A 26,874-nucleotide genomic window follows, 5' to 3' on the forward strand; every position below is an offset into this window, starting at 1 on the left:
TTTTTAATTTCAAAAATGTAAAGAGCCCCAGCAACTGTGCTGGGACTCGGATGTCCGAATGCGTCGGACGCGCGTACAGGGTTACGGAGTGGTCGCCGGGGGTCGCGCCGTGAGGCGGACCTCCAGGGTGGTGGCGCCGTCAGCCCCCACACCGCTCTCGATGGTACTCGCCACGAGGGCAGTGTCCCACTCCACGCTCCCGTTTCGGATGGTCCAGAGAAACAGCGGGTGCGCGGAGGGTGTCAGAGGTGGGGTGATCGTCGGAGCCGGAGAAACCGTTCCGGGAGCGGGCGACACCAGAGGCGTCACGCGCGGTGCCGGTGCGGGAGCGGGCGGTGAAGTCCTCCGCCGGCCACCCGAGAGTGCCCCGAGGTAGGTGATTCCAGCGACGAGCGCTGCGGCCAGAAGCAGTAGCAGCAGGGCGAGGATGATCTTGCCCTTGGTCGTGATGAACGACCAGAGGCTGTCACCGAAGCTTGCTGCCGGAAGCGCCTTTGCGATCGGCGGTGCCGGCTGCGTCGGAGCGATGACGGTCACCTTGATCGGCAGCGCCTCGATCCGGTTCCCACAACTCGCTTTGTAGCGAGGGGTCCCGTCGCGATCGACGAGGACCACGTCGCCCGGCTCGAGCCGAGCGAACTTGTAGCTCGACGGGCCGACGCGGTTGAGGACCTCCAAGGGCTCCCTCAGGATCTTGGCGGAGAGGCCCAGGTGGGCCTGCTCGGCGGCCGTCAATGGGTGGTTGAAGGTCGGGTAGGTGGACTCGTCGATGAACGTGGGCGTGTCCGCCCACGAGGCGCCGACGATGGTCAGCAGACAGAGGGCGAACAACAACGCGATTCTCTTCATTTCTCGATCTCCTTGTGGAGCGGGTTGTCTGAGACACCGGACAGGAACAATTCCTGTCTATGTTCTGTTGACTATTATAGCAAACTTAAAACATTTGTCAAGTACTATTTTTCAACCCTTTTCTGATTTCCATCCAGAGTCGCCCAATGTGATTTAAACCCTTCCCATCTTCCCCATCATCCCAAAAACCATCTCCAGGTGGATAGGTAACGATGTGCTTCACAATCTGTAGTTCTCCAGAGTCAAGAAGTGCCTGCCGTATTTCTTCGTGTTGCTCCGCTTTCAAGCGCATGAGCTTCTCCATGATGTGGAGCTTATGTTCTTCACTTTTAAATTCTGGAATTTGAAGATGTTTATACTTTGACGATACTTGCCATGCTTGTACTGGACTGTGCGCTGTACGAATTTCTTCAATGATCTGTGAGTCCGTGTATCGCATACATTGGTATGCGTGTTCAAGTGTTGGATAAACCACACCCTCAATCTCAAGTGCGTGAGCAGTGTATGGAGAGAAGTATATGTAGAATTTTTCTAGTGGGTATTTCATCGGGGTTGTAGTTTCTTTTTATTTTTCAGCACGGACAACAAGAAAAAGATCTCGCGTAACACTTTTCTCTTTCAACGTCTCATATTTTTGAAGCTCATCAGCGCCCATGTTTCTTCTGTGGTCCTCAGAGAGTTCAACAACTTTTGGAACGTGATACGAAATATTTTTGAAATGAGCATGTTCTACACTTTCAATAATGGATTCTTCATTCGGGTGGTTGTAGTAGACAATCTTGATGTTTCCTAGCATCGCCGTGTGTTTCGTGAGTGTTACTCCACGCGTGTTTGTTACAGGATCACCTGCAGACTCTTTCGTACCCCAGTATGCCGGGTGGTGGGTTGAAAACACAAGCATTCCCTGTGGTTTTAGGACGGTGTGAATACCTGCAAGGAGTACATCCCAATCAGATGCGTAGTGAAATGCGAGGCTTGAATATACAACATTAAAAGATTCTTTCTCAAACGAGGTGCCAATATCAATCATGTCCAATATGAAAAACTCTACTTGAGGAAATTTTGCACGAGCGGATGCAAGTAACTGCTCCGAGATATCAATACCCACAATCTTTGCCGCTCCCCTTTTCTGTATTTCGTCTATTTCCTCCCCACTTCCAACACCAATACACAGCACCGACATGCCCGAGAGATCTGCTGGAAGGAGTGCTTCCATGGCAGGTTTTTCCATGTATTTATGTGCGACGTTTGTTTTGAGTGCATCTTCCCACTCAAGCGCGTGTTCGTCGTACTGACCTGCGTTGTGTTGTGTGTCTTTATTCACCTGATTTTAGTTAAACCTTTTCCATATTCCCTGGGTAACAACTTCTACGTTGTCGCCAACAACTTGCACCGCTGACTGATCATCAAGCGCATACAGAGGTACATCAACACCTTGTGCTACCTCGTCTATCAATTCAGATGCTCTTGGAAAGTAAGGAGAGTTCATATGTGGCACCACAAGAAAATCAACGAACCCAAGACCTTCATTACTTGCACCATCAAGAATAGGTTCATTGTAGAGTCGTTGCATTTCTTTCTCTAGTAGATTCGGAGAAGTAACCATGCTACCGGCACTGATACCTACATATACACGGCTCTTTAATAATTCAGGTAGAGCTTCAATTAAGCCAGATTTTTTTATTTGAGCCATCAAGTACGAGGTATTACCTCCACCAAACAACAACACGTCGGCGTGTTGCAATCGTGGAAGCCAGACTTCTTTTGACACGGCTGCGATATCTACAATATCAACTTCCTTAAAACCAAGTTCTGTGCATTTTGCCAAGTCACTGATGAGCCACTCTTTATCTCCTTCTTCAACATTTGCAGCGGTTGGTATAAAGGCCAGTGTTGCGTCAATAAAATCTTTCCCGACGAGTTTACGTAGAGTGTCAATAATCGTTTTGTTTGTAAATCCACCTGAAGTTAGTAAGAGTTTCATGTGATTGAGCACAATCATGCCGTGAGGCCGATGTAACAAAATTAGATTGTTACGTGACCTCATTCTAGCACTTTTTGTAGGAAAAGTTTTTAATTTCAAAAATGTAAAGAGCCCCAGCAACTGTGCTGAGGTTTTGGTGTCCGAATGCGTCAGAAGTAGGTTTTTAATAGAAAAAAGTGTGACCTCAAGAATTTTTTATCATTTTTGACAAAAGTATATATTCAAAGTATATTTATAAAAGAACCGTTCTTGTCAACAAAGGAGAAATCATATGGATTCAACCACAAGGGGCCTTATAAGACAAGTTGGAAACCACCATGGCCTTGATTCCAATCAGATGGAGAATCTCCTCAGGGCTATGGGGGAACACTTCGCCGATGTTGAGTTTTATATGCACCTCGAGGAAGAAGAACGTCTCTTCCCTCCCACGGAAGAGGAATTGGCAGCAGAAAGATTTGATTTCCTTTCTCAAGATGATTCTTTCGAAGAGGAATCGTGTACTCCCACGCTCGATAAGATCATCGAGCGTGGGATGGAGCAAACCAATCCGCTCTTCGAGGCACTGTCCGAGTGCCTTATGCGTTTTGCTCGGGTCGCAGCCTCTAAGGAGGCGTAGCAATTCATTCCCGCTCGTGTTGTAACGTTTCGGCCAGCCGTCTCTGATGGCTGGCCGTTTCACTTTATATTTGAAAGCCGCCAACTAGTCCGTCCCCGTCCGTTCTTCCAACCCACTCTCGCCCGCCGGCATCTCACCGGCGGGCATTGTATTTTGCTTGTCTACCTATCCCACAGAAAGTTGTTGCCGAAGATTTATTTTAGTATCTCTTCAGGAATTGAAAAGGGGCGCCGCACACCGAAGTGTTTGGCGTCCCTTGAGAGCAGTTACCGACGTTGTGGTGTTGCTTAGTCGTCGGCTTCGCTCATGATGCGCAGCAGGTCGAGGAACAAGTTGATGATGTCGAGGTAGAGCGACACCGCGACGTCGACGGCGTTGTCGAGTGTTGCCGGAATCTCGCTTGCTCGGTACATGTCGTAGCCGATGTAGAGCGAGAAGATGCCGGCGCTGATGTAGTCGATGATGCCGACGCCCTGAATCGCAGGGATGAAGATTCGAGCGAACGACACGACCACCAGGGCTAGCAGTGCCCCGAACAACGCGCCGCCGATGGAGCGGTAGAAGTTCGGAAACAACAAGCCGGTGATGGCCATCACGATGGTCACCAATCCGGTCATCGTCGCCGCTCGTTCCACCAGACCCGGATGTAACTTGGTGTACATCGCGAGCAGTGGCCCGATGATGGCGGAGATACCGCCGACCACGAGGTTGAACCCGACGAACGAGATGAGCGGGTTGTCGCTCTTCGCCGACATGAAAATCCCGACGATCGGAATCCCCAGACCGACGAGGAGTAGGGTGACGATGTTCGGCGTCCATCCAGCCGTCGTCTTGGCGATCAAGGTCGTGAAGGTAAACCCCCACGCCAAGATGGCGCCGAGAACGAAGTAGAACGCGCCGCGCGTCATCGTGTCTCCACCACTGCGGTTCCACACTGTCGATTCCATCTTTCCTGCTCTCCTCTCTTGTGCGTCTCCACATCACCACGATATGGAGGTATGTCTGGAAAAAATAATAACCGTTTATTTATGTTTTGTCAATCCTGTTCTCTCTACACCCTCTCGTTGGGTTGGAGGATGCTGAGGCGGTTGCCTTCGGTGTCGGTAAACGCAACAAATTTTCCAACGCCGGGAATGTCGACTGGAAATCCGTGAATTACTCCACCGTTTGCTTTCACACGCTCCATACCCTCTTCAATATTGGGAACTGCTATAACGACTGAGGGATGTTGTGCTTCAGGTTCAACGACGTGCTTTTGATAGAAGCCACCATTGATGGTGCCTGGCGTTTTGACCATGCGGTTCTCATCAGTCTCCGTTGTGGTAACGGTGATGTAATCCCCCATCTCAGCTCCGAGTTGGTGTGTTTGCCAACCGAACGTTTTCTCATAAAAGGAGCGCATACGCTCTCGGTCTTCTGCGGGTAATTCAAAATGTACAACAGGATTTGGTTTCATATGTGATTGAGTACAATCATGCCGTGAGGCCGATTTAGCAAAATGTATTTACTTCTAAAGCATTAAGTATACCATTTGCACACTTATCTATCCCACAGAAAGTTATTGCCGAAGTGGCCGTACTTGGCTGTCTCGCGGAATTGGGGCTTCCTCAAATCAAGTGCCTCAATAATCGCACGAGGTCGCAAATCGTATCCAGTAATTTTTTCTTGCACGCCGTCAATCATCGCAACTGCCATCAAAGGTTCAGCAACTCCTATCGCATACGCAATGTGCACAAATACTTCCTGCGCACCACGCTCTCGCAGATAGTCACAGGCAATTTTGCGTGCAATGTATGCTCCACTCCGGTCTACTTTTGTTGCATCTTTTCCTGAGAACGCTCCACCACCCACAGGAATAGAAGGTCCGTAGGTATCCACAGCAATTTTGCGTCCTGTGAGTCCTGTGTCGGCATCAAATCCGCCGATGGTCCACGCGCCGTTTGGATTGCGCATCCAGACGTCCTCAATTGTTTTTCCCTCGGGTAGAAACGGCGTTACTTCTTGCGCCACAACTTCTTCAAGCACCACGTCACTCATATCTCCGCTCTCGCACAAGGACGTGAGGACGCACGAGACTTTCCCATTTTCAACAGTCACTTGTGCTTTGCCATCATGCTTCCCCATCGCACGCACTAATGTTCGTGAGAGCACGACAGGCAACGGCATGAGTTCGGGTGTTTCAGCGGTTGCGTAGCCCACCATGATTCCTTGATCACCTGCGCCGTCATGGTCAACACCCCGACCAATTTCAGGACTCTGCGCCACAATGTTCACCGTGATACCAATAGGTGTGTCATATCCGCAGTCGCGGTACACATCCTGCGCTATTTTGCGGAAGTTAACGTGTGCGGTTGTGGTTACTTCTCCTGTAACGGTAATGAGCCCATGTCCGCCAACTGTTTCAACGGCAACACGTGCATGAGGGTCTTGTTCAAGACATGCGTCTAAAATGGCGTCTGATATTTGGTCGCACACTTTGTCAGGATGCGCGAGTGTCACCGCTTCTGCTGTTTGCATGGAAAGGGTTGGTTTTTCTAACACTCCTTTATCAACTAAGTGCCCGGTCATTTCTTCAACAATTTGTTCCTTTGATTTCCCTTGTGTGGAAATAAGTGCAATAAGTTTTTTCATAAAAAAATTCCTCTAATAAGAGGAAAGATTTTTTGCGGGGACGAGGCGCAAACATATCTTTCCTGACAGCTTCCACTGTCGGTTGGACGGAGCACCTTGCTTTTGCAGGTTGCTGACGGGTCATAGAGCCAATTCTCTCGCCGTCTCTTCATACAACTATTTAGTTGTGGCTATACGATACCATAAATAACAACGCTTAAAAAGCCTCTGGCTATGCCATTTTTGTTGTCCACTTTGAGGAGTATGAGGGTAGGAGTACTCTTAATCGCATATGAAAAATAATCAAATAGAGCTTATTGCTCGGGCGGTTATTATCGACAAAGATAAAATGTTACTTTGTGAAAACAAGAAAAGAGGTCACTACTTTTTACCGGGTGGACATGTAGAATTTGGAGAAGGTGTATCAGACGCCCTTACGAGAGAAATGAATGAAGAACTTGGTGTTTCAGGAGTAGTCCAAGAACTAATCGGGGTTTTAGAAAATACATTTACCATTGACGAAGAGGTTCACCACGAATTCAATATGATATTTTTGGCAACACTTTCGAAGACTGATGTTGTTTCGCAAGAAGACCACATTGAGTTTCATTGGGTAGAGCAAAAAGATGTATCAGGAACACCTCTACTTCCAAAAGAACTCCACACCTTGATACCGCAATGGTTTAAGGACAAAAAAGTATTTTTTGAATCTAATTTTTAATCCCTAACAAACATAAAAAGGTGTTTGACCGTGCCGTTTTTTAATCTACATGAATGTGGAGTTTCTTTTCTTTTATTTTTGATGCTTCTGCCAACGCCTCAGAGATTTCTTTTAAGTGTAGGCGTATCATTTCATTTGGAATGTGCATGGTATTGTAACCTTTTTTGTGAGAGAAATACCCTCTGCCCAGATCCTTCAAGATTTGATGGGGGTTTGTAAGGTGTTGGATTCCGTCAACTTCAACGTTTATTTTTGCGTCAGGGATTCCAAGGTCAATGTGTTTGTGACCGTCATAGGGTTCAACTAAAACCCTTACTCCATGCTTTTCGAGGGCTTCCTTCAAATCTTTCGCCTCTTTTGTTGGAGCTCGATATTTTTTTATTATTTTTAATGTCTTTTCTGCAGTTTCTTCCATATGAATATTTTAGCATTTTCACAAAAGAAAAGGAGTATAATATAGGTATATAGCAGAGGGTCGTCGACTCACTAAAAAGCTATTGAACATAGAAAGTTATATGGGTAGACCAAAAATTATCATCAAACCTTCAAAAAACAATCAAAGGGTGATTAGTGTTGTGGGTGGAAACGGTGAAAAACTTTTGACGAGCGAGACACTGAAAAGTGACCAGGCAGTCAAGGTATCTCTCGCAGCCATAAAGAAAGCGGTTCCAAATGGGGTGGTTGTGGATAAAACCAAAAAAAAGTAGGTCACTGAGCAAACGTGCTGGTTTAGTGAGTACTTGAGGAGAAGGAGAATTGATTGAGTTGTAGCCACTCTCCAATGGGGCATGAAAAGCACACCTCGCTTATCAAAAACCACCCAATGGGTGGTTTTTGAAACTATAGAAAAGATGCCTGACCACATTTCCCCCTAGGACAAGTATTTGAGGGCAGACTGCTCGTCTTTTTCAACAAAGATTTCAACGGCTCGCTTTGCCTTTTTAAGTAGGTTCTTTGCTTCTTTTCGTAGTCGCAAAGCTTCCAGTACTTTGTCTGCAAGTTCTTCTTGCTTCTTTTCTGACAACATCGGGATTTTGACTTGCAAAGCACTTTCTGGCTTCAAATGGGCGATAACTGCACCACCTGACATACGTTCAATCTGGGCTTTGCAATAAAAAGAGTTGAGGACTAATGCAAGATAGTTATTGTTTATCTTTACCTTCGGCTTGAGGCGTAGAAATGCACCGCTTACAATCGCATCAACGTCCTCACTGAGAGCAAACGAGATGCCGATTGTACCGTCTTTTGTGAACAACACGTCGCCCTTCTTCGGTTTGTAGTTATTCTTCAACCCTTCGTAAAGTTCTTCTGAGATTTTTCTTTCAACATCTTCAATGCCGTAGATAGTGAAATCGGAAACACGCACAAAATCTTTTCCTTCTTCTGCGTATGCTTCGCTTCCAACTTCAACACCTTTCTTTATTGACACAATATCGCCAAGTTTTTCTTGTGGGATAGATGACACCTTTTTCACTATCTCATCGTATTTTGGTTGCCAATACTCGGCATCAAATCGGTTATCTACAAGACAATCACTGAAGTTTCGGACCGAGATTGCTTCTTCAGTTCCTTTGTATCCTTTAAGGTTTATTTCTTTGAGAAGCATCTGCTCGGCCTCATCGTACCTTTCTTTTGAGAGAAGAAGCTTCGTATGTAGGGTATCTAATGCATCTCGGAGCTTATTTTTTAGCCCCTCAGCAGCTTCTGGCATAAGCACACTCTCAATATCAGAAACATTCAACTTTAGTTGAACATTTCCACTTGCCATACGAAAGATTTGCTTCTGTCCAAAATCTGACAACAAAAAGAAAGCGATGTATGCCTTGTCTATTTCATCGGTCTTTGCAGAAAACGCTAGACCTATATTGTTCTCGCTTATCGCAACTTTTCCGATTTCCTTAGTGATGATACTTAGACGACCTACGGTGCCGATTTTTGAAAAAACGATGTCGCCAACTGAAAGCTGGTACTTTTTGAGTTTTGTAAAATTGTCATCGCTAACAAATACCATTTGTTCTTTATCAAGAAAGATGTCTTTGATGTCTGAAATACGAACAAAGGGGTATCCTTCGGTAAGATAACTCTCACTCTTGAAGAAAGACCCAAACGGTCCACTGAAAACCCTTACATCGTAAACACCTTTGATTGTCCGTGCTTTCTTCTTTACGAGAGTTTCAATCTTGTTCAGATAGACGGGGTCGTAATACTCGGCATCCAAACGCCTATCAGCCTGAGCCCTGCTTAGATTAATGATTGAAAACGATGCTGTTTGTAAGTTTGGTTGCATGGTTATTTCAGAAAGCCAAGACCTTGCTCTTTACCCCAAGCGACAAACGCTTCAGCTATTTCGTCAAGGTCGCTTAGATATTTAGGATTACCGTCTGCATCTTTCACAATTTGACCTTCTTTGTCCTTCTCAAAAATATAATCGCCACTGTTGTTTTTGAAGGATTGCTTTTGAGTAGCAAAGAAAATCGGATAGTCGGCTACCTTCGGGCTACCGCTCTTATCAAGTTCTTCCTCGGTCCATTTTTGCAAGAAGATGATTGAGGTCTTTGTTCCTGTGTGTGGCTTGAACGAGTTTCCGTGAAGTCCTACGACCGCAAGGATGCGTGCCTTCTGCATTATGTGTTTACGCACATATTCTTGGCTCGTGTTGTTGAAGATGCCTTGAGGTAAAACAACCGCCAAGCGACCGCCTGCCTTTACGAAATCAAGGTTGCGTTCAATGAAGAGCAGGTGTCGCTCAACCTTGTTTTGAAGTTTGCCTTTAGCGTTCTTTCCAAGCACATACTGAGCCAAGAGATGCTTCTCTTTGATTTCACCTGCAAAAGGCGGGTTGGCAAGAAGTATGTCAAAGCCGAGATGTTGAAGTGTGCTTTGGTTATGTCGGTTCGTTTCAAAGTCGGCAAACTCACGGACCAGTTTGAGGTCTGAAAGTTCGCTCTTGAAACGGTCGGACCATTCTCGTGTGTCAAGCGATGATGACTTGAAGATGTGGCTTTTACCATCGCCTGCGATGAGCATAATGGCACGGCTGATTTTGGTTGATTTCTCGTCAAAATCTATGCCCCAAAGATACCTGCTTGCGTATTCTTTGCGTGCTTCCATGGTAGGTAGGTTTTTCCAAACGTACTGCATGGCGTGGACCAAAAACCCTGCACTACCGCACGCTGTATCTATTACATACTCTTTCTTTTGTGGGTTGAGCATCTGCACACACATATCAATCACAACACGAGGTGTGAAGTATTGACCTTTCTTTCCTTTGGCTACATCAGGGAGTAGGTACTCAAACGCTTCATCAATAATGCGTAGATTTGCACCGAACAAGCGGACATCTTGAAGTTCGCCAACGCACACAGAAAGATGCTCAGGACTGAGTTTTATTTCTGTGTTTTTTTCAAAAACATCAGACCACTCTGCTTTTGCTTCTTCAAAGAGTCCATCAATGATACGTTTTGTTTCTTCAGGTTTTCCTGTCGGACTCTTTCGGAAATGTAGCTCTTCATTCGGTCGGCTCAACGCTTCCTTCTCATCATAAAGCTTGACGTAGATGAGTTTGAAGATTTCGTCAAAACTGTCGTTTCCTGAGTTTGCAAGCACGAGCTCTTCAAGGGTCTTGATTGTTTCCTTCAAGTCATCTTCTCGTAGGTCCTTCAGGGTCTTACGCTTTGCGAGCACATCTTCAACCTCTTCATCTGAAGCAGGGATGTCATCCAGCGTGTCATCAAAATCCTTCGGGTAGGGACGATAGAGGATGAGGCGTGTCTTACCGTTTACTGCAACGCCTACAGGAGCACCTTCAGCATTGAGATACGACTTCAATTGTTGAACATCATTCTCTTCATTGGGAGCTTTTACCTCAATAATGATTTTTGGGGTAATGCCGTCTGGTCGGTACACAACAATGTCAGCACGTTTTATCTCACGTCCAAAATTGACGTGCTTTTCAAGTTCAATGAGGTCTTTAGGGTATTTGTAGTGTTTTGTGAGCTTTACAAGATAGAGTTGTCGGACGATTTCTTCAGGTGCACATTTTCCTGTCTTGGCATTGTAGACAAGCTTCTCTTCATCCAGCTTTGAAATAGCTTTGATGTAGAACTTACCCTCGTCTTTTTCGTAAATGTCTATCTTGGACAAATCATCAAACATCAATAGGTCTTGTTCAGGATTTTTGAAGATTTTATTTAGGATTTGTTGTGTTGTGTTCATATATGTTTCTAAACAATATCACTATTTAACCCCTTTTTGAACCACATGCAAAAACATACCTTGAAAAGGGTATAATTTTTGTCAACAAAAGGTTTTTTTTACTACTTCCACTCGGAAGTTGATTGTCTATTTACTTGGAAATAGGTGTTTTACAGCAACCTGTATCATATAAGTAATTTGACTTAAGGTTGCCGCTACCAGCAATTTGAAGCTCCACTCTTCTAACGCAAAACCTTTAAAAAACACTGCTTGAAAATATGAAAAGATAAATACGGCTGCCGTTTCAAGTGCTAAAAAACCAAACAAGACACTCAGTGTTAGCCTTTTTAATGCAATATCTTGTTCAAGTGCGTCATTCTCTAATTTTTTCTTCCGGACATCCTCATTAATTTTTGTTCGCTTACCTCCTTGGAATGGCTCAAAATCTTTCAGGTCAAAAACTATTTGTCTTAAATCTTTATCCATAACATTATATTAATTTCAACCTTTCCAGTCTGATACTCATTGCAGAGATAGAAACATTAAAAATTTTTGCACACTCCTCTACATCTTTGAGGGTTGTCCATGCATCTTGAACCAATTTTGTTGGCATTATTAATGCAGCCGCAAAGTTATTTGCCTCAGTTTCAATTTTTGTAGTTGCAGCTGCATCCAAGCGAAATAGCGCATTGGATCCGTCCAAAGAGTTTTCTCCAATATCTACCAATAAATTATCATTGGTTTTAATTTCATCTTTATGCAAAAAGTAGTGCCCTATTTCATGAGCTATGGTGAAATTTTGTCTTGTTGCTGGTTTGTTTTTGTTGACGATAATCCTGAACTTTTCTTCAGTTGTTAAAAAGATGATTGCACCAGAAATTCCATGGTCAAATTCAGCCAGAACAATTTCCAAGTCACCTTTGTCACCAGTAATTCTTTCATATGGAAAAGGCGATAATCCTAGTGGATTATACTTAGCAGCTAGATCTTCAGCATATGCACAAATCTCCTCTTTGGTCATAGTTATTTAACATACTAATTATATCTCTGATTTGGTGCAAATCCAAAAAATTGGCAACATTACACCCCCTCCTTCTTCAATTCCTCAATGAGCTCCTTAGCATGTTTTGAAAGCTTCTCCGGCACGATGAAGTGGACCGTAATGAGTAGTGAACCTCGTTTGTTGTCGCCATGGGGTACACCTTTACCTTTTACGCGAAGTACTTGGTTTGGTTTTACGCCTGCAGGAATGGTGACATCAATACTGCCGTCGAGTGTTTCAATGGTCTGTACCACACCCGTGAGCGCATCGGTGAGCTTAATGTTTAAATCCATGAGCAAATCACTTCCCTGTTTGCTGAATACTTTGTGTGACTCAACGTGTATTTTGACGTACAAATCGCCCGCAGAACCGTTTTGAATTGCTTCACCTCGGCCTGTGAGACGAATCATTTCTCCATCTTCAATACCTGCAGGCACAGCAATGCGTACTTCTTCTTGCTCTTTCACAATACCTGTTCCCTTACACTTGTGACATGGTGTTTTGTACTTCTCCCCTTTGCCGTGGCAGGTGCTACACGTCGTAGTTGTTTGGAAGGTGCCGAAGAGTGATGTGCGTGTTTCGTGAAGCTTCCCTTTGCCGTCACATGTTTTGCAGACGTCTTTTTCACTTCCTGGTTCGCCTCCGGTGCCTGTGCAGACACTACAAATGTTGTTCTTCGTAACGAGCACCTTTCTTTCAGTGCCAAAAATAGATTCTTTGAAGGTGAGCTCTATATCAATGGACACGTCTCGCCCTCGACGAACACGGTTGCGCATACTTCCTGCACCAAAGATGTCGCCAAAAATATCTCCAATATCAAATTCAAAGTTACCCGCGCCACCTTGTCCTTGGGTGAACTGAGAGAAATCAAAGCCGTCAAATCCAGAGAATCCTTGTGCTCCTCCTGCATTGTTTGCAAAGCCACTGCCGTACTGATCGTACTGCATGCGCTTGGTGCTATCGGAGAGCACGGAGTATGCTTCGTTGATTTCTTTGAACTTTGCTTCGTTGCCTCCCTTTTTGTCAGGGTGGTGTTCGTGGGCAAGTTTGCGGAACGCCTTTTTAATCTCGTCCTGTGAGGCGTTTCGTTCTACCCCGAGTACGTTGTAGTAGTCTTTAGACATAGTGTGTAGATTGTAATATGAGACACAAAACTGCAGTTATTGACTTTGTTGGCAATTATAACATAATAGAAACAGGTTGAACATAGGAAGAATGGAGAAATGGCATGCCAACATATCGGTCATGGGGACAGGTATTCAATCCAAGCTTTCGCCACTCAGGCGGCGATGCATGTCCATCCTGCCTTTGGGAGTTGAGCGGGTGGGCCCAAGACGGGACCCAACTCCCTAAGGGGTATTGGACATACGTCGTCGGCTTTACGCTCGATGCACCACCTTCTGTGTGGCCCGACATTGTTGTCGGTGCGCTCATCATCGAGTGTCCACAGTGTTTCGAGAAGTTCTGGTTTCACTGTACGAAGGAAATGCTGAAAACCGCCGTCAGGCTGGGCGCCTGGCCCCCAGCGAATTCCGACTAAGGGTATATCCCGAGGTCGGAGTTTTTCTTTTAGTATGGGTTTTGACGGCGTTTCTGGCGTAGTCCTAGCATTCGTGTGCGAGATACGGTATCAACAGTGCGCGCAATAAAGGTGGATGGCGTACGATACGTCGGTCGTCCTTTCTTTGAACCAACTTTAGAGTGAACCTTCATGAATACAATAACAAATATCAAATTTCAAATAACAAAGGAATGTACTTTTTGCTATTGGATATTTGACATTGGACATTACGATTTATCGTTGCTTTCTTCTGAATTTACGTCTGTAGGTTCTTCTTTCTTTTCAGCACCGCCTTCAGCAGGTGCACCTTGCTCAGGTTGCGCCTTACTCATTGCCTCACCAATCTTTTGCATCTCATTTGAAAGCTCAGTTGTAACTCCTGTGATGAGAGCGATATCTGTTCCTTCGAGTGCCTTTTTGAGAGCGTCTATTTTAACTCGGACACCACTTGCAACATCGGCTGGAACCTTGTCACCTGCATCTACAAGTGCCTTGTCTGCGAGTGCAATAAAGTGATCAGCATTGTTGCGTGCGTCTGCAAGCTCTTTCTTTTTCTTGTCTTCGTCAGCATGCTTCTCTGCGTCTGCCTGCATGCGCTTGATATCGTCTTCTGAGAGAGCTCCACTTCCTTCAATTTTGATGGATTGCTCTTTGCCTGATGTTTTGTCCTTTGCCTTCACTGTGAAGATACCGTTTGCATCAATATCAAAAGATACTTCAATTTGAGGCATACCTCGGCGTGATGGTGGAATACCGTCCAAGATAAATCGTCCGAGTGTGCGGTTGTCTGTTGCCATTGGTCGCTCACCTTGCACCACGTGAATTTCAACAGATGTTTGGTTGTCGGATGCTGTTGAGAATACCTGTGACTTACTTGCGGGAATGGTTGTGTTCTTATCAATCAATTTTGTGGCAACTCCACCGAGTGTTTCAATACCAAGTGAGAGTGGTGTCACGTCGAGCAAGAGCACGTCACGAACGTCTCCTTGCAAGATTCCAGCTTGAATTGCTGCACCAACAGCCACCACTTCATCAGGGTTGATGTTTCGGTTTGGTTCCTTGCCAAAGAACTCTTTAACAGCGTTTTGAATTGCTGGCATGCGTGTCTGTCCTCCAACGAGCACGACTTCATCAATTTCAGCAATTTTGAATGGAGAATCTCCCATCACTTGTTTGGTAATGGTGATAGCGCGATCAACAAATTCTTGAGCAATTTCTTCAAGTTTTGAACGAGTGATTTTGAGCAAGAGGTGACGAGGACCTGAACTGTCTGAGGTAATGAAAGGAATGTTGATTTCAGTGTCTGTGGTTGTTGAGAGCTCGTGTTTTGCCTTTTCTGCAGCTTCGTCGAGACGCTGGAGTGCGAGTGGGTCCTTTGAAATATCAATACCACTTTCCTTCTTGAACTCATCGACGATGTAGCGAACAATTTTTTGGTCGATGTCGCGTCCACCGAGGTGACTGTCTCCTCCTGTTGCCTTTACTTCCACAACGCCATCACCTACTTCGAGTACTGAAATATCAAATGTTCCTCCTCCGAAGTCGAAGACGACAATCTTTTCGTTAGCTTTCTTATTCAAACCGTAGGCAAGTGCTGCGGCCGTTGGTTCGTTGATGATGCGCAATACCTCAAGACCTGCGATTTTACCAGCGTCTTTGGTTGCCTTTCGTTGTGAGTCGTTGAAATATGCAGGAACGGTAATAACTGCTTGTGTGATGGTCTCACCAAGCTTTGCTTCAGCATCAGCTTTGAGCTTTGAAAGAATCATTGCTGACACCTCTTCTGGACGGTAGACGCTGTCATTCATTTTGACACCCGCTCCTCCATCCTCTGTTTGTACAATTTCAAATGGCACCGCTGTCTTTTCTTTCTTGACGGTATCTTCATCAAAACGGTGTCCCATGAGACGCTTGATGCCGTAAATGGTGTTGCGAGGATTGGTGACAGCTTGTCGACGTGCAATCAGACCTGCGAGTCGCTCGCCTGTCTTTGAAATAGCTACGACAGATGGTGTGGTGCGTCCTCCTTCGTTGTTTTCAACAATACGAGGCTCACCTCCTTCCATAACTGCCATTGCGCTGTTTGTTGTTCCTAGGTCAATACCAAGTACTTTTGCCATATGTGTGTAGTAAATTTAATTGCTTGATAATGAATTATTCAAAATGACCAACGCGGACTTTTGGTGCACGAATAAGTTTATCGTGCAGTTGGTACCCTTTTTGTATGACGGAGAGAATTTTACCCTCCTCTTTTTCGCTGTCAACAGAAACGGTCTCTGCAGAATCGTGCATGTGCGGATTGAACTGCTCACCGAGAGGGTTGAGTTGTGTCACGCCGTGATTGGTGAGAATTGAGAGGAGTTGATTGTAAATATACTCAACACCACGACGCCAGTTTTCTGGTGCCTGGTTCCATGCGTCGACGTTTTGAAATGCCATATCAAAACTGTCCAAGGCCGGAATGAGCTCAGTGATAACGTCTTCGGTGGCAAGAGACACCATTTTGCGACGGTTGGCGTCTGTTTCTTTCTTGAAGTTAATGAGGTCTGCTTTTGCTCTCTGCCAACCCTCAAGGTACTCTTGGCGCTCTTTCTGGCACGCTTTAAGCTCTTCACGGAGCGTTTGTATATCTTTTGCGTGAAATGATGAAGCCCCCTCTGATTCAATGGTTTCAAAGGTGGTTTCTTCTGTATCAAGCTCTGTCTCAGGAGTATCTTTTTTGTGGTGTGTCATAGAAAAGACGTAGGTGTTAGTACACGGACGGTTGCTGTTCACTAGAGAGCGAACACCTGAGTAAACGCTAGTACTCTAGCGTTTACTCCACTGAGGAGCACGTCGTGCCTTGCGAAGTCCTGGTTTCTTTCGTTCTACCTTACGAGCATCACGCTTGAGGTATCCGGCCCCCTTGAGAACACCTCGAAATTCTGGGTTGAAGAGAACAAGCGCACGAGCAATTCCAAGTCGAATCGCCTCAGCTTGTGCGCGAATACCTCCACCCTTCACAACTGCAGTAACGGTCGACTCTTTCATATCAACGAGAGTAAGCGGATCAGTCACAGAGTGATATAGATCTGGAACTGGGAAAAATTCTTTGTAGGGTCGATCGTTTACCGTGACAGAACCCTTCTGATTTGGAATAAGACGAACGCGTGCTTGCGCTTCTTTTCGACGTCCAACGGTCTCAATATAGTGTCCGTCTTTCTTTTTTGTTGTTTTTGTTTCAGTAGTCATATTATTCTTCAAGAGTGAGCTGCTTTAACATTTTGGCACGAAGTTTGTTGTCGGGAAGCATGCCGTAGACCGCTTTGCGAAGTGCTTCACCATATCCTTTCTTTGTTACAAGATTTTCGAGTGTTTGACGTCGAAATCCACCTGGATACTGTGTGTGATGTGTGTAATCCTTTGTGCGCAACTTTGTAGCAGAAATATCCATCTTTGATACGTTGATAACCTTCACTTCATGTTTTGGATACGTATTTCGTGCGTAGTCAGCTGCGTCTTTACCCTGCAAAATGCGAGCAATTTCAGAAGCGAGGCGACCCATTTTTTTGTTTTGTGCGTCAAGCGTTTTCATAGAATTATACAAATGAGATTACTCCTTGTGGTGCGGCGTCGCTTGCACGAGTTTCAACTTTGGTGATGCGTGTGTAGCCACCAGCGCGCTCAACGTATGCTTTTGCTCGTTCAATAAGCTTGTCGGTAACGGTATGATCTGTCGTACCAAGTGTTGCAATGAGATCTCGACGTACAGCAACTGTCGGATTCTTTGCCTTCGTAACGAGCTTTTCAACAAATGGGCGAATTTCTTTCGCACGTGGAAGAGTCGTCTGCATTGAACCATGCACGATGAGAGAGGACGCCAAAGAACGCATAAGCGCTAGTCGCTGGTCTTTTTCTCGTCCGAATTTTCGTTGTACGTTACCGTGTCGCATAAAAAATAATTACTGTCGGAGGATAATACCATAGTTTGCAAGGGCTCGGCGAATTTCCTGCAATCCCTTGTCTCCAAGACCTTCAACTTCTAACAAATCAGCTTCTTTCTTTCGTACGAGACCTCCTACAGTGCGGATGTTTGCACTCGTAAGCGCATTCTCTGTTCGTGTTGAAAGGTCAAGTGATTCAATACGTGTTTTGAGGAATTCCTTTGCATCTTCATCTGCGTTTTCTGCTTGCGATGTTTCTGTTGTTTCGCCTCCTTTAACTTCGTGCACCACAGCTTCTTCAAAGTTTTCTTCTTGGAAGCCAACGATTGAACGGAGCTGTTGAATCATAGTACTGATTGATCGTTCAAGTACCGTACGTGGAGCAATTGTACCATCTGTTTCAATAAACATTTTGATGCGGTTGAAATCTGTTCGATCACCAACGCGCATGTTTTCAACTTCGTAGGTTGCTCGGCGAATAGGTGTGAACGCTGCATCAAGTACGATGGTACCGATTTCAACACGGTCACGATGAAGGTTTTCCTTTGGAACGTATCCGAGACCTTTTTCAACGTGCATTTCAATCGTAAGTGTGTTTTTTCCTGTAAGCTCGCAAATGTATGCGTCTGGGTTGAGTACTGTGAGTTGTCCAGGAACGGTAATATCTTTTGCAGTAATGTGTGCTGGGCCCTTTGCGGTCAATGTGACCATTTGTGGCTCATCTGTTGTCATTTCAAAACGAATTTGTTTGAGGTTAAGCAAAATGTTAACCACATCTTCTTTCACACCCTCAATCGTTGAAAATTCATGAGGAACACCATCAATTTTAACTGCGGTAATAGCAGCACCTGGAATAGATGACAAAATGATACGGCGGAGAGAGTTACCAAGCGTGTGGCCATATCCCGGATACAATCCGTCAATTTGGTACATACCGGCGTTACCTTTCTCGGTGATAACTTTTGGTTGCGATGGCAAATGTATTGTGTAGTCCATAACTCAATCGTTAATACTAAATGTTTATCGAGAGTAAAACTCGATAACCGCGTTTAAATTAAAACCCGACTGTACTAATTCGAGATGTGGAACTCCGACTATTTTCCACTCCTTCTTTTTTTCATCAAATGAAATCCAATTTGGAAGCGTTGCTGTTGGAGTCTTTCCCTCTTCTTGTACAAACAACCTTGATCCCTGACTACCTTCGCGAATTGAAACAACTTCTCCTTCAGATACGCTGTGGGATGGTACGCGCATTTTCTTTCCACCAATAGTGATGTGACCGTGCGATACCATCTGGCGAGCTGCGCGGTGTGTTGGCGCAAGACCAATACGTGCAACAACGTTATCAAGGCGCTGTTCGAGTCGTGCGAAAAGGTGTGCAACAGGATTGCCTTTGAGCGCCATTGATTCTTTCACGTAACGTGAAAATTGTCGTTCTGAAATACCGTAATAAAAACGAACGCGCTGTTTCTCTTTAAGGGCAATGTTAAATGCTGAAATATTCTTGCGGTGTTTATCCTTCACCATTGCCTTCTTCTTTCGTGCTTCAGAAAGAGCAAAACGCTCTGTTTGAGTTTGCTCATACACAGAAGGACCGAGACGACGTGCGATTTTAAATTTTTTTGGTTTCAACATATAAAGGAAAGACTATACACGACGAGGCTTTTTAGGACGTGGACCATTGAATGGAACTGGCGTCTTGTCTTGAATAAATGAAATCAATGCTCCGCTTTTTGCCACAAATGAACGGATAGCAGATTCTCGTCCAGAACCAACTCCTTTCACAATGACACCAACTTCACGAATACCAATAAGCTTTGCGCGATCACCGATAAGTTCTCCAACTTTTGCGGCAGCAAATGGCGTTCCTTTCTTTGCTCCCTTGAAACCGAGAGAACCACTTGATGACCATGTCACCACTTTTCCATCAATTGATGTCAATGTTAATTTTGTATTGTTGTACGTTGCCTCAATGTGCACAACACCTTTGTCGAGCTTCTTACGTGCAAGTTTAGATGCAGCCCCTTGTGCCGATCCTTCTGCTCCTCCTGCTTTTGTTGCAACGCGTTTTTTACCCATATAAATATTGAAATGGATTACTTGAGTTCAACCTTACGTTTTCCTGAACCCATAGTCTTACGTACGTTTCCACGAACTGTTCGTGAATTTGTTTTTGTGCGTTGACCACGAACAGGTAGACGGCGACTGTGGCGCATACCACGGTATGAACCAGCATCTTTCAATCGCTTAATGTTACCAGACACTTCTCGTTTTAAATCTCCCTCGAGCACGTATCCTTCGAGTGCCTTTCGAATTGTATTTTCTTCTGCTTCGGTAAGATCTGCCGCCTTTTTATCTGCAGGAACCTTGGCAACCGCGAGAATCTTGAGCGCGCGCGCACGACCGATACCGTACACTGCAGTGAGTGCGAATTCCATCTGTTTCTTATCAGGAAGTGTGATACCAGCGATACGCATAAATGATATTAGAAATTGAACGTTAAATTAGTTATGTGTTTCAAACAATGAAGCAAAAAACGCTATCCTTGACGCTGTTTGTGTCGAGGATTTTCACACACAACACGAAGATGTCCGTTGCGGCGGACAAGTTTACATTTGATACAACGCTTTTTAATGGATGACTTGACTTTCATAAAAAACTGTTTTCTTTTGACGTTCTTTGTAGAGATACAAAAAGGCGTCTAGTCCAGACGTCTTCGTAGGACGCATTCGCCCAAAACAGAAAGACCCGAACAGAATAACACAATCATTTTCAGGGCGCAACACCTTCCCTATCCCCACGGCTACAGTCGTCGAATAATACGTGGTTTGCCGCCATAACTATCAACAAGAAGCTCAACTTTGTCCCCAACGATGATTCTGATGCGGTGGAGACGCATTTTTCCAGCCAAATAGCATATAACGATTGGTTTTTCCTCACCTTCGATAGCTGGAAGGTTACTTGAGGGCTTATCAAATTGGACACGAAAATGCGCATTCGCGAGTGCCTCAACGACTGTCCCTTGGAGTACTTCTGATCCTTCTGGTTGACGTGTCATGACAATACTCTATTCTGTTGCGATGAGAACGTCAATTTTTTCTGGGTTTGACGGGAATGATAATCGCCACACAGGACGTATAACCAAGTCTGCATTTTCAATGCCTGTGTACGTAGCAATAACCTCACTTGCAGCCGATCGACTCTTTCCTGCGATATCGCTTGCGAGTTGTTCTGCGTCAAATTTCCACAACAAATTGGTTGAACCCTGAATCTTAAATTCAATATCTGACAATGTTGAGAACTTTGTTGATGAAGCTGTTGGTTCGATGACAAGAGCCTTCGGATCCTTGAAGTACACATCACTTCCGTCATATCCTGCAACCATTACGCGAGCAACCATGGCTCCCAATTTTGTTTCATCAACGGCCACCAAGGATGCAGTTCCCTTTACACGAACTGAAACCGACGTATCCGTTGCTCCATCTGCATTTGGTAACGTTTGATAACTTGTTTGAACTGTTGAAGGGACAGGAATAAATCCTTCAGGCACTGCGCCGAGGACTTCATTTTCAAGAGCTGTCTTGAGCTCAGCATTCAAACTATCGTATGCTGCTTTTGTATCAGCCGCAGAAGCTGTTTTAACCGTTCCCGCAAACCCACCAGTCATGGGTGTCTTTGAGCGGGCATAGAAACCAGCAAATCGCGGTGCGTCTTTATCTTTAAATCCCGGAATAGTGAAATCAGAAAGACCGATGTTGTATTTCTCCCCCGCGCTATCTGCAAACACTTCAGCCTCTACACTTCCCGGTACCATATCCCCTTTTTCGTTTTTGTGCTTACCAGGAACATTAATTGACTCTTTAATGCGGTAAATAAGACCATCTGGCGTTTCAAATCGAGTATTTGTGATGAGTTTTTGTATTTGGTCGTCAAAATTGTTGTACACAATGATAGTTCCCGATGCAGGGCGCTCAACACGCTCTTGTCCAGTTGCGGCAACTTCTTTGCTCATTTCTTTATCAAGAGTAACCATTTCAAATCCAATACCATCAGCTACAGGAGCAAGTGACGCAGTGAAAGTGTGGTCGAGATTAACAAGTACTGATTTTGGATGCACCGTCACTTTTCCACCCGCAAAAAGTGCACTTGAACTAAAAAAGATAACGAGAATGGCAGCAACAACACCACCCCACACTAGATATTTTTTTGAACCTCGACCTGTTGAAACAAGAGGAGACGCATTTCGTGGAGGAAGTGTTACGCCAATAGTTTCTGGCGACGCATCACCACTTTCTTCTGGACGAGATGAAAACGTTTGGGGGCGCTCAATAGAAATATTACGAATTGATTTTTTTTCTGATGGTACAAAGTCCTGCATACGAGTAGATACTACGTTATAATAATGTGTTGCTATTGTACTCCTTTTTTCTCATCTCTCATAGCAAGAGACTTATGCACATAGAGCATTGAGAAGATGAGGAGCGGGTGCACCGACGTCACGTCCTCGTTGGCAGTGTAAAAAGGCTTCAACGTATCGCTTGTCAGCACCACACTACTCAGTGGTGAACCTGTGTGCGAACTCACAATGCGCTCTGTGGGCATAAAAAATGTTTGTAGAGAAACAAAATCTACTGATTCACCGAGAATAAACACCGACGTAGGAATACCTCCTTCTTGTTCGAGTTGAAAAAGAATGTTTCCACAGTGTGTCGCCCACTCTTTTTGTGTTTTTTCTTGCGCCTCAGTATATCGTTGGGCGACAGTAGCGTCTAATTTACCCGCCTGAAGCGACCGTACCGTACCAAGCACTTCTTCTGGAAGAATACCTGCATACTGTGCAAATGAACGCATTGCAGATGATGTACCATACGGAAATGTTGCCGTTTCAACCAATACACCATTTCGAACAAACGACACATCTGTTACTTCTGAAGAGATATCAACAATAAGGAAGGAGTTTTCTGTAACAAGCGTATCTTGTATACCCACAAATTCCATTGTTGGTGCACATCGGTGCGTACAAGGCGTATGTGAGAAAAAACGAGACACACTTTCTTCAACGTACGAATGGAATTTTTTTGAAAGTGCGCCAGACACCACTGAAAACGAAATATGCTTCCCCACTTTTCCGAGAGGTGTTTCGATTGCATAGCCATTGAGGTGCGTTCCAACGATGTGCTGCTCTAATAGATACACAGAATCTGTTTCATCGGTGCGTATTGTTTGAAATGCGTCAAATGATATATGCTGAGCGAGTAATTCAGCCAACATCTTTTGTGTTACCAGTACCGGGCTATCTTTTTCAATTGTGAGTGTTTGTGTTTGTGAAATAAACCATGGAGATCCGTATACGCAATAGATGTGATCTATATGACCACGTTGGACTCGACGAGACGAAACAAGTGGAATACCCTTTGCCACAATTTCGGTGCACGCATCAACAAGAGCCTGCAGTGTTACTGTAGAAAGTCGTGCATGATCAAGTGTTTCTTGAAATGGAACCGCTTTTGAAACACTGTACGCAATAAAGGGTTTTTTCTGTGGGTACGCCAAAACAAGAGCTACATGAACGGCACCACTTTCAATACAACAAAGAAGAAAACTATGTTCTTTTTGTTTTTGTGATCCAAATACAAAGGACATGACGTGTATAGTGTACCATCTTCAACCTCACAAAACACACATGTGTCTGTGCAGAACTACGAAAGTACTGCCTTGATACGTCGTATACCAGCAGCGACCGCTTCTTCTTTTACAATTTTGAAATGACCGAGCTCGCGTGTATTTGTCACATGAGGACCTCCACAGAATTCTCGACTCACCACAGTTCCCTGCGCATCATGTACGACATACACCGAAACAACATCTGGATACTTTGCACCAAATTCCATTTCCGCACCAAGTGTTTCCGCTTCACTCTTTGGCATTTCCAAACGTTTCACTTCTAACTGATTCTGGATATACGTATTAACGATATCTTGAACACGTTTCTTTTCCTCATCAGTCATTTTTGTAGGATGTGCAAAATCAAAACGGAGACGTTCTGATGTGATGTTGCTTCCTCGCTGCTTCACATGTGCTCCCAACACTTCACGAAGAGCCGCATTGAGAAGGTGTGTTGCTGTATGAAGGCGAGTTACTTCAGGAGACGCATCCGCAAGTCCGCCCTTAAATTTTTGCTCACTACCTGCACGGGACAGCTCTTGGTGTTTTTTCATTTCTTCAAAAAAACCTTCTGTATCAACAGTAAAATTATGTTCTTGTGCTACTTCCCGCGTCAGTTCTATAGGAAATCCATACGATTGGTATAAACGAGCACACTCTGCCCCAGAAAGATGTGTATTTCCCTCGCTATTCATTCTTTGAAAAACTTTTTCTATTTCTCGAGTTCCATCAGTTAATGTTTCTGCAAATTTTTCACTCTCCTTAAAAATAGTGGCGATGATTGAATCTTTTTTCTCTGGTAACACCTCATAGGTATCACCATACGTATCTACAATAGCTTCCACGAGTGCCTCAATTGCTTCGTGTGAAAGTTTTTTGGTATCAGTATTAAACACAGCACGACGAATGAGACGGCGGAGAACGTATCCGCGATCTGTGTTTGACGGAAGAACACCGTCACCGATCATAAACACCGCACTTCGTATGTGATCAGAAATAATACGTTGACTTCGGAGCACACGTGAAAGCTCACGTGCTTCAGCCATCACTTTTTCAAAAATATCCGTATCAAAAATATTATCCTTTCCTTGCAACACTGCGCATATTCGTTCAAATCCAGAACCCGTATCAATATTTTTACGTTCGAGTTTACCAACAACGGTGTCGTCCTTCTTTACATACTCCATGAATACATCATTCCAGATCTCTACAATTTTTTGCTCCGTGTCTGCTTTAAGATATGCCTCTTTAGTCATTCCGGATGCCAATGTGCCTGTAAGATCATAGAACATTTCCGTATCGGGACCACACGGACCATTTGGACCAGCTTGCCACCAGTTATTTTTTGCAGGCATAAAGTAGATTCGTTCACCAGAAACACCATGTCGAGCAAACAAGTCACGCCATATTTCTGCAGATTCTTCATCACGGGGAGCATCATCATTCCCTTCAAAACAGGTAACGTACAGGCGCTGTGGGTCGAGCCCAAATCCTTCCTCTTTTGAGGTGAGGAGTTCAAAACTCCATGAAATTGCTTCTTTTTTAAAGTAATCGCCGAGTGACCAGTTCCCCATCATTTCAAAAAATGTTGCGTGCGTGCTATCTCCCACGTCATCAATATCACCAGTGCGCACACATTTCTGTACATTCACCAGACGTGTGCCCAAAGGATGTTTTTCGCCTAACAAGTACGGAACAAGCGGATGCATTCCAGCAGTGGTAAACAGCACAGACGCATCATTTTCAGGAATAAGTGACGCAGACGGAATAATTGCATGACCGCGCTTGGCAAAGAATTCTAGAAATTTTTTACGAACATCGTGTGAAGGCATAGTTAGACATTGAGAATACGATTTAATTTCGGTGTTTTTTTGACAGGACCAACTGCCGCAAGATTAAGTGTGGCATTTTTGAAAATCTCTCGTGCGACTTTTTGTACATCTTTTGCCGTGACCTCGGAGATTTCTTTGAGCGCTTCTTCTGGTGTTTGAATCTTTTTATGGAGAATTTCTTGTTCACCAAACCAATTAGCAACATCATCAGATGATTCAAGTCCCATTTGTGTATGACCCAAAATCATTTCTTTTGCTTTTGCCAACTCAGTAGGTTCAACGAGCTCATTTTTGAGTCGGCGAACCTGAGCAAGGATTTCACTCAACACTTCCTCAAAACGTTTTGTATCAACACCAGATGCAATTTTAAATACCCCTGTATCTGTTGATGTTTGACTTCCCGCACGAACGTAATAACACACACCCATTTCATCGCGAAGTTTTCTAAAAAGACGCGAACTCATACCCCGACCAAGAATCGTTGTAAGTACCTCAACGGCAGGATTTCGTTTGTCAAACAAATCAAATGAACGGAAACCAAGAAGAAAGTGAGTTTGGTCTGTTTTTTTAGGTTTTATCAATATTTGAGGGGTTTTCTGATTTTCTTTTGTCTTGGCGCGTTGAACGTACTTCGCCTTTGGAAGATGCGAGAAGTACTTTGCGATTTTTTTCTCTGCATCAGCAACTGATACATTTCCCGCAACAACAAGCGTTGTCTTTGGAGCTACATAGTGTGTCGTACGGTACTTGATAAAATCAGGACGTGTAAAGCGAATGAGATTTTCTTTTGAGCCGATAATAGGACGTCCTGCACTCTGACCTTTATACAAACACTCTTCAAGTACGTCGTGCACAATACGTTGTGGAAGATCTTCATACATATTAAGTTCTTCAATGATGACGCCTCGTTCTGTGGCAATGTCATGTTCTGGAAGAAGTGGGTTCAAATACAAATCAGACACAATCTCAAGAATGTGATCAAATTGATGTGCGCGTGCCTTTGCCCAGTAGCCAGTTACTTCATCTCCCGTAAATGCGTTACTTTCTGCACCCATAGAATCCAGCTCGTGCGAAATATCTCCTGAATGAGGTCGCTTAGGTGTCCCTTTAAAACACATGTGCTCAAGAAAGTGTGAAATACCATTCATGCGCTTATCTTCATATCGTGAGCCAGCCTCAACAAGCACCATAACGGTAACCGTTGGATTATCTTTCATTGGAGCGACAATGGTACGCATACCATTGGGAAGAACTTTTTTGTGATACTTCATAAATATGTTTTTAGAATTTCTATATCCGTCTTATGGGTTGGAAGTAATGCTCGAGAATAAAGCGCCGATGCGGGGTGATATAAAGGAACAATGTCCACAGGCCCATACGGCACTGACGCAGTATACCTTTTTCCATGCGCTTTGCTAATTGGCTCAATTTGATTTTGGAGACCAAGACGCCCCATTACATACGCCATGGAAAAGCGTCCTAGTGTAGCAATAACTTTTGGTTGAAGTATTTCAATTTGTCTATCGAGAAACGGACCGTAGAGTTCTATTTCTTGCGGTGTTGGATCTCGATTTTCTGGCGGACGATCTTTTACAATATTGGTAACGTACACCGTCGAGCGATCGAGTCCAATATGTGCAAGGAGTTCATCAAGAATTTTTCCTGCAGCTCCACAAAAAGGTTTACCTGTTTTCGCTTCGTTTTTTCCAGGAGCCTCTCCAATAAACATAATATGTGCGTCATGACTTCCCTCTCCTATCACAGGAAAATAATTGTTGTGTGTTCGATATTCATACAAAGGTGACTGTGTAAAATGCAGCAAAGCGTCACAAACCTCCCTCATACGTTCTATTTTTGAAATTTCAGAACCAGACATAT

At 44.4% G+C, this 26,874-nt stretch carries 33 protein-coding genes and 1 riboswitch; of the genes, 3 read left to right on the forward strand and 30 right to left on the reverse strand.

From position 1 onward, the window contains the following. Positions 1-81: 81 nt before the first annotated feature. The 4 genes from IPJ70_00770 to IPJ70_00785 form a co-directional block, all read right to left on the reverse strand. Positions 82-849 (reverse strand): hypothetical protein, encoded by a 768-nt coding sequence (locus IPJ70_00770; GenBank protein ID QQR82632.1) that lies wholly within the window; start codon positions 847-849, stop codon positions 82-84. A 97-nt stretch (positions 850-946) separates the two neighbouring features. Further along, positions 947-1,396 (reverse strand): NADAR family protein, encoded by a 450-nt coding sequence (locus IPJ70_00775; GenBank protein ID QQR82633.1) that lies wholly within the window; start codon positions 1,394-1,396, stop codon positions 947-949. 18 nt (positions 1,397-1,414) lie between these two features. Then, positions 1,415-2,173, reverse strand: coding sequence for a class I SAM-dependent methyltransferase (locus IPJ70_00780; GenBank protein QQR82634.1), 759 nt, complete (start codon positions 2,171-2,173; stop codon positions 1,415-1,417). Between the two features lie 6 nt (positions 2,174-2,179). Then, a complete protein-coding gene (locus IPJ70_00785; GenBank protein ID QQR82635.1) occupies positions 2,180-2,833 on the reverse strand; it encodes a Type 1 glutamine amidotransferase-like domain-containing protein in 654 nt (217 codons plus the stop codon). A 337-nt stretch (positions 2,834-3,170) separates the two neighbouring features. Here IPJ70_00785 and IPJ70_00790 point away from each other — a divergent pair, with 337 nt between their 5' ends. Then, positions 3,171-3,449, forward strand: coding sequence for a hypothetical protein (locus IPJ70_00790; protein ID QQR82636.1), 279 nt, complete (start codon positions 3,171-3,173; stop codon positions 3,447-3,449). 287 nt (positions 3,450-3,736) lie between these two features. Here IPJ70_00790 and IPJ70_00795 read toward each other — a convergent pair whose 3' ends face one another. The 3 genes from IPJ70_00795 to IPJ70_00805 form a co-directional block, all read right to left on the reverse strand. Beyond that, positions 3,737-4,396, reverse strand: coding sequence for a US12 family protein (locus IPJ70_00795; protein ID QQR82637.1), 660 nt, complete (start codon positions 4,394-4,396; stop codon positions 3,737-3,739). Between the two features lie 104 nt (positions 4,397-4,500). Continuing rightward, positions 4,501-4,905, reverse strand: coding sequence for a VOC family protein (locus IPJ70_00800; protein QQR82638.1), 405 nt, complete (start codon positions 4,903-4,905; stop codon positions 4,501-4,503). Positions 4,906-4,988: 83 nt separating this feature from the next. Further along, positions 4,989-5,966 carry a methionine adenosyltransferase domain-containing protein gene (locus IPJ70_00805; protein QQR82911.1) on the reverse strand — a complete coding sequence of 326 codons (978 nt, stop codon included), beginning with the start codon at positions 5,964-5,966 and terminating at the stop codon, positions 4,989-4,991. A gap of 164 nt (positions 5,967-6,130) precedes the next feature. Then, a riboswitch (SAM riboswitch) is annotated at positions 6,131-6,237 on the reverse strand. A 114-nt stretch (positions 6,238-6,351) separates the two neighbouring features. Here IPJ70_00805 and IPJ70_00810 point away from each other — a divergent pair. Continuing rightward, the gene (locus IPJ70_00810; protein ID QQR82639.1) at positions 6,352-6,780 is read left to right on the forward strand and encodes an NUDIX domain-containing protein; all 429 of its coding nucleotides are present in this window, start codon (positions 6,352-6,354) and stop codon (positions 6,778-6,780) included. A gap of 40 nt (positions 6,781-6,820) precedes the next feature. Here the strand turns inward: IPJ70_00810 and IPJ70_00815 are convergent, their stop codons facing one another. Further along, complete coding sequence (locus IPJ70_00815; protein QQR82640.1) at positions 6,821-7,195, reverse strand: hypothetical protein; 375 nt, start codon at positions 7,193-7,195, stop codon at positions 6,821-6,823. Between the two features lie 100 nt (positions 7,196-7,295). Between IPJ70_00815 and IPJ70_00820 the strand changes: the two genes are divergently transcribed. Beyond that, on the forward strand, positions 7,296-7,487 hold the full coding sequence (locus tag IPJ70_00820; GenBank protein QQR82641.1) for a hypothetical protein: 192 nt from the start codon (positions 7,296-7,298) through the stop codon (positions 7,485-7,487). A gap of 164 nt (positions 7,488-7,651) precedes the next feature. On the opposite strand, the gene IPJ70_00825 is transcribed toward IPJ70_00820, so the two are convergent. From IPJ70_00825 to IPJ70_00930, 22 genes are all read right to left on the reverse strand, one after another. Continuing rightward, positions 7,652-9,067 carry a restriction endonuclease subunit S gene (locus IPJ70_00825; GenBank protein ID QQR82642.1) on the reverse strand — a complete coding sequence of 472 codons (1,416 nt, stop codon included), beginning with the start codon at positions 9,065-9,067 and terminating at the stop codon, positions 7,652-7,654. 2 nt (positions 9,068-9,069) lie between these two features. Beyond that, positions 9,070-10,995, reverse strand: coding sequence for an N-6 DNA methylase (locus IPJ70_00830; protein QQR82643.1), 1,926 nt, complete (start codon positions 10,993-10,995; stop codon positions 9,070-9,072). 126 nt (positions 10,996-11,121) lie between these two features. Beyond that, positions 11,122-11,460, reverse strand: a complete 339-nt coding sequence (locus IPJ70_00835; protein QQR82644.1) for a hypothetical protein — start codon at positions 11,458-11,460, stop codon at positions 11,122-11,124. Between the two features lie 4 nt (positions 11,461-11,464). Continuing rightward, positions 11,465-11,995, reverse strand: a complete 531-nt coding sequence (locus tag IPJ70_00840; protein QQR82645.1) for an ImmA/IrrE family metallo-endopeptidase — start codon at positions 11,993-11,995, stop codon at positions 11,465-11,467. Between the two features lie 59 nt (positions 11,996-12,054). Beyond that, the gene (dnaJ, locus tag IPJ70_00845) at positions 12,055-13,140 is read right to left on the reverse strand and encodes a molecular chaperone DnaJ (protein QQR82646.1); all 1,086 of its coding nucleotides are present in this window, start codon (positions 13,138-13,140) and stop codon (positions 12,055-12,057) included. Positions 13,141-13,585: 445 nt separating this feature from the next. Next, positions 13,586-13,729: a hypothetical protein gene (locus tag IPJ70_00850; protein ID QQR82647.1), complete on the reverse strand. Its 144-nt coding sequence runs from the start codon at positions 13,727-13,729 to the stop codon at positions 13,586-13,588. 75 nt (positions 13,730-13,804) lie between these two features. Beyond that, complete coding sequence (gene dnaK, locus IPJ70_00855) at positions 13,805-15,697, reverse strand: molecular chaperone DnaK (GenBank protein QQR82648.1); 1,893 nt, start codon at positions 15,695-15,697, stop codon at positions 13,805-13,807. A gap of 34 nt (positions 15,698-15,731) precedes the next feature. Continuing rightward, positions 15,732-16,310 carry a nucleotide exchange factor GrpE gene (locus IPJ70_00860; protein QQR82649.1) on the reverse strand — a complete coding sequence of 193 codons (579 nt, stop codon included), beginning with the start codon at positions 16,308-16,310 and terminating at the stop codon, positions 15,732-15,734. 75 nt (positions 16,311-16,385) lie between these two features. Continuing rightward, positions 16,386-16,808, reverse strand: coding sequence for a 30S ribosomal protein S9 (gene rpsI / locus IPJ70_00865; GenBank protein QQR82650.1), 423 nt, complete (start codon positions 16,806-16,808; stop codon positions 16,386-16,388). 1 nt (position 16,809) lies between these two features. Next, complete coding sequence (gene rplM / locus IPJ70_00870; protein QQR82651.1) at positions 16,810-17,151, reverse strand: 50S ribosomal protein L13; 342 nt, start codon at positions 17,149-17,151, stop codon at positions 16,810-16,812. A gap of 4 nt (positions 17,152-17,155) precedes the next feature. Next, positions 17,156-17,509 carry a 50S ribosomal protein L17 gene (gene rplQ / locus IPJ70_00875; protein QQR82652.1) on the reverse strand — a complete coding sequence of 118 codons (354 nt, stop codon included), beginning with the start codon at positions 17,507-17,509 and terminating at the stop codon, positions 17,156-17,158. 9 nt (positions 17,510-17,518) lie between these two features. Further along, positions 17,519-18,496: a DNA-directed RNA polymerase subunit alpha gene (locus tag IPJ70_00880; GenBank protein ID QQR82653.1), complete on the reverse strand. Its 978-nt coding sequence runs from the start codon at positions 18,494-18,496 to the stop codon at positions 17,519-17,521. A gap of 24 nt (positions 18,497-18,520) precedes the next feature. Further along, positions 18,521-19,135 (reverse strand): 30S ribosomal protein S4, encoded by a 615-nt coding sequence (gene rpsD, locus IPJ70_00885; protein QQR82654.1) that lies wholly within the window; start codon positions 19,133-19,135, stop codon positions 18,521-18,523. Positions 19,136-19,147: 12 nt separating this feature from the next. Next, the gene (gene rpsK / locus IPJ70_00890; GenBank protein QQR82655.1) at positions 19,148-19,579 is read right to left on the reverse strand and encodes a 30S ribosomal protein S11; all 432 of its coding nucleotides are present in this window, start codon (positions 19,577-19,579) and stop codon (positions 19,148-19,150) included. Between the two features lie 17 nt (positions 19,580-19,596). Then, positions 19,597-19,977 (reverse strand): 30S ribosomal protein S13, encoded by a 381-nt coding sequence (gene rpsM, locus IPJ70_00895; protein ID QQR82656.1) that lies wholly within the window; start codon positions 19,975-19,977, stop codon positions 19,597-19,599. Between the two features lie 62 nt (positions 19,978-20,039). Continuing rightward, positions 20,040-20,153, reverse strand: a complete 114-nt coding sequence (gene rpmJ, locus IPJ70_00900; GenBank protein ID QQR82657.1) for a 50S ribosomal protein L36 — start codon at positions 20,151-20,153, stop codon at positions 20,040-20,042. A gap of 150 nt (positions 20,154-20,303) precedes the next feature. Continuing rightward, the gene (gene infA, locus IPJ70_00905) at positions 20,304-20,558 is read right to left on the reverse strand and encodes a translation initiation factor IF-1 (protein ID QQR82658.1); all 255 of its coding nucleotides are present in this window, start codon (positions 20,556-20,558) and stop codon (positions 20,304-20,306) included. Positions 20,559-20,567: 9 nt separating this feature from the next. Next, positions 20,568-21,878 carry a hypothetical protein gene (locus IPJ70_00910; GenBank protein ID QQR82659.1) on the reverse strand — a complete coding sequence of 437 codons (1,311 nt, stop codon included), beginning with the start codon at positions 21,876-21,878 and terminating at the stop codon, positions 20,568-20,570. 32 nt (positions 21,879-21,910) lie between these two features. Continuing rightward, the gene (locus IPJ70_00915) at positions 21,911-23,143 is read right to left on the reverse strand and encodes a hypothetical protein (GenBank protein ID QQR82660.1); all 1,233 of its coding nucleotides are present in this window, start codon (positions 23,141-23,143) and stop codon (positions 21,911-21,913) included. Positions 23,144-23,199: 56 nt separating this feature from the next. Beyond that, the gene (locus tag IPJ70_00920) at positions 23,200-24,996 is read right to left on the reverse strand and encodes an alanine--tRNA ligase (GenBank protein ID QQR82661.1); all 1,797 of its coding nucleotides are present in this window, start codon (positions 24,994-24,996) and stop codon (positions 23,200-23,202) included. Between the two features lie 2 nt (positions 24,997-24,998). Next, positions 24,999-26,267, reverse strand: a complete 1,269-nt coding sequence (locus IPJ70_00925; GenBank protein ID QQR82662.1) for an insulinase family protein — start codon at positions 26,265-26,267, stop codon at positions 24,999-25,001. After that, entirely contained in the window at positions 26,264-26,872 is a 609-nt protein-coding gene (locus IPJ70_00930) for a uracil-DNA glycosylase (protein QQR82663.1), read from the reverse strand. Before IPJ70_00930 ends, IPJ70_00925 begins: the two co-directional genes overlap by 4 nt. Positions 26,873-26,874: the final 2 nt, after the last annotated feature.

Source organism: Candidatus Campbellbacteria bacterium (assembly GCA_016699465.1).
Lineage (GTDB): Bacteria > Patescibacteriota > Minisyncoccia > Phycocordibacterales > EsbW-18 > EsbW-18.

What these genes read in the sequence shown, in the direction of transcription:
- IPJ70_00770 (QQR82632.1), bottom strand. Translation starts at nt 849, where the DNA reads ATGAAGAGAATCGCGTTGTTGTTCGCCCTCTGTCTGCTGACCATCGTC.
- IPJ70_00775 (QQR82633.1), bottom strand. Translation starts at nt 1,396, where the DNA reads ATGAAATACCCACTAGAAAAATTCTACATATACTTCTCTCCATACACT.
- IPJ70_00785 (QQR82635.1), bottom strand. Translation starts at nt 2,833, where the DNA reads ATGAAACTCTTACTAACTTCAGGTGGATTTACAAACAAAACGATTATT.
- IPJ70_00790 (QQR82636.1), top strand. Translation starts at nt 3,171, where the DNA reads ATGGAGAATCTCCTCAGGGCTATGGGGGAACACTTCGCCGATGTTGAG.
- IPJ70_00795 (QQR82637.1), bottom strand. Translation starts at nt 4,396, where the DNA reads ATGGAATCGACAGTGTGGAACCGCAGTGGTGGAGACACGATGACGCGC.
- IPJ70_00800 (QQR82638.1), bottom strand. Translation starts at nt 4,905, where the DNA reads ATGAAACCAAATCCTGTTGTACATTTTGAATTACCCGCAGAAGACCGA.
- IPJ70_00805 (QQR82911.1), bottom strand. Translation starts at nt 5,966, where the DNA reads ATGCAAACAGCAGAAGCGGTGACACTCGCGCATCCTGACAAAGTGTGC.
- IPJ70_00810 (QQR82639.1), top strand. Translation starts at nt 6,352, where the DNA reads ATGAAAAATAATCAAATAGAGCTTATTGCTCGGGCGGTTATTATCGAC.
- IPJ70_00815 (QQR82640.1), bottom strand. Translation starts at nt 7,195, where the DNA reads ATGGAAGAAACTGCAGAAAAGACATTAAAAATAATAAAAAAATATCGA.
- IPJ70_00820 (QQR82641.1), top strand. Translation starts at nt 7,296, where the DNA reads ATGGGTAGACCAAAAATTATCATCAAACCTTCAAAAAACAATCAAAGG.
- IPJ70_00825 (QQR82642.1), bottom strand. Translation starts at nt 9,067, where the DNA reads ATGCAACCAAACTTACAAACAGCATCGTTTTCAATCATTAATCTAAGC.
- IPJ70_00830 (QQR82643.1), bottom strand. Translation starts at nt 10,995, where the DNA reads ATGAACACAACACAACAAATCCTAAATAAAATCTTCAAAAATCCTGAA.
- IPJ70_00835 (QQR82644.1), bottom strand. Translation starts at nt 11,460, where the DNA reads ATGGATAAAGATTTAAGACAAATAGTTTTTGACCTGAAAGATTTTGAG.
- IPJ70_00840 (QQR82645.1), bottom strand. Translation starts at nt 11,995, where the DNA reads ATGACCAAAGAGGAGATTTGTGCATATGCTGAAGATCTAGCTGCTAAG.
- dnaJ (QQR82646.1), bottom strand. Translation starts at nt 13,140, where the DNA reads ATGTCTAAAGACTACTACAACGTACTCGGGGTAGAACGAAACGCCTCA.
- IPJ70_00850 (QQR82647.1), bottom strand. Translation starts at nt 13,729, where the DNA reads ATGAAGGTTCACTCTAAAGTTGGTTCAAAGAAAGGACGACCGACGTAT.
- dnaK (QQR82648.1), bottom strand. Translation starts at nt 15,697, where the DNA reads ATGGCAAAAGTACTTGGTATTGACCTAGGAACAACAAACAGCGCAATG.
- IPJ70_00860 (QQR82649.1), bottom strand. Translation starts at nt 16,310, where the DNA reads ATGACACACCACAAAAAAGATACTCCTGAGACAGAGCTTGATACAGAA.
- rpsI (QQR82650.1), bottom strand. Translation starts at nt 16,808, where the DNA reads ATGACTACTGAAACAAAAACAACAAAAAAGAAAGACGGACACTATATT.
- rplM (QQR82651.1), bottom strand. Translation starts at nt 17,151, where the DNA reads ATGAAAACGCTTGACGCACAAAACAAAAAAATGGGTCGCCTCGCTTCT.
- rplQ (QQR82652.1), bottom strand. Translation starts at nt 17,509, where the DNA reads ATGCGACACGGTAACGTACAACGAAAATTCGGACGAGAAAAAGACCAG.
- IPJ70_00880 (QQR82653.1), bottom strand. Translation starts at nt 18,496, where the DNA reads ATGGACTACACAATACATTTGCCATCGCAACCAAAAGTTATCACCGAG.
- rpsD (QQR82654.1), bottom strand. Translation starts at nt 19,135, where the DNA reads ATGTTGAAACCAAAAAAATTTAAAATCGCACGTCGTCTCGGTCCTTCT.
- rpsK (QQR82655.1), bottom strand. Translation starts at nt 19,579, where the DNA reads ATGGGTAAAAAACGCGTTGCAACAAAAGCAGGAGGAGCAGAAGGATCG.
- rpsM (QQR82656.1), bottom strand. Translation starts at nt 19,977, where the DNA reads ATGCGTATCGCTGGTATCACACTTCCTGATAAGAAACAGATGGAATTC.
- rpmJ (QQR82657.1), bottom strand. Translation starts at nt 20,153, where the DNA reads ATGAAAGTCAAGTCATCCATTAAAAAGCGTTGTATCAAATGTAAACTT.
- infA (QQR82658.1), bottom strand. Translation starts at nt 20,558, where the DNA reads ATGACACGTCAACCAGAAGGATCAGAAGTACTCCAAGGGACAGTCGTT.
- IPJ70_00910 (QQR82659.1), bottom strand. Translation starts at nt 21,878, where the DNA reads ATGCAGGACTTTGTACCATCAGAAAAAAAATCAATTCGTAATATTTCT.
- IPJ70_00915 (QQR82660.1), bottom strand. Translation starts at nt 23,143, where the DNA reads ATGTCCTTTGTATTTGGATCACAAAAACAAAAAGAACATAGTTTTCTT.
- IPJ70_00920 (QQR82661.1), bottom strand. Translation starts at nt 24,996, where the DNA reads ATGCCTTCACACGATGTTCGTAAAAAATTTCTAGAATTCTTTGCCAAG.
- IPJ70_00925 (QQR82662.1), bottom strand. Translation starts at nt 26,267, where the DNA reads ATGAAGTATCACAAAAAAGTTCTTCCCAATGGTATGCGTACCATTGTC.
- IPJ70_00930 (QQR82663.1), bottom strand. Translation starts at nt 26,872, where the DNA reads ATGTCTGGTTCTGAAATTTCAAAAATAGAACGTATGAGGGAGGTTTGT.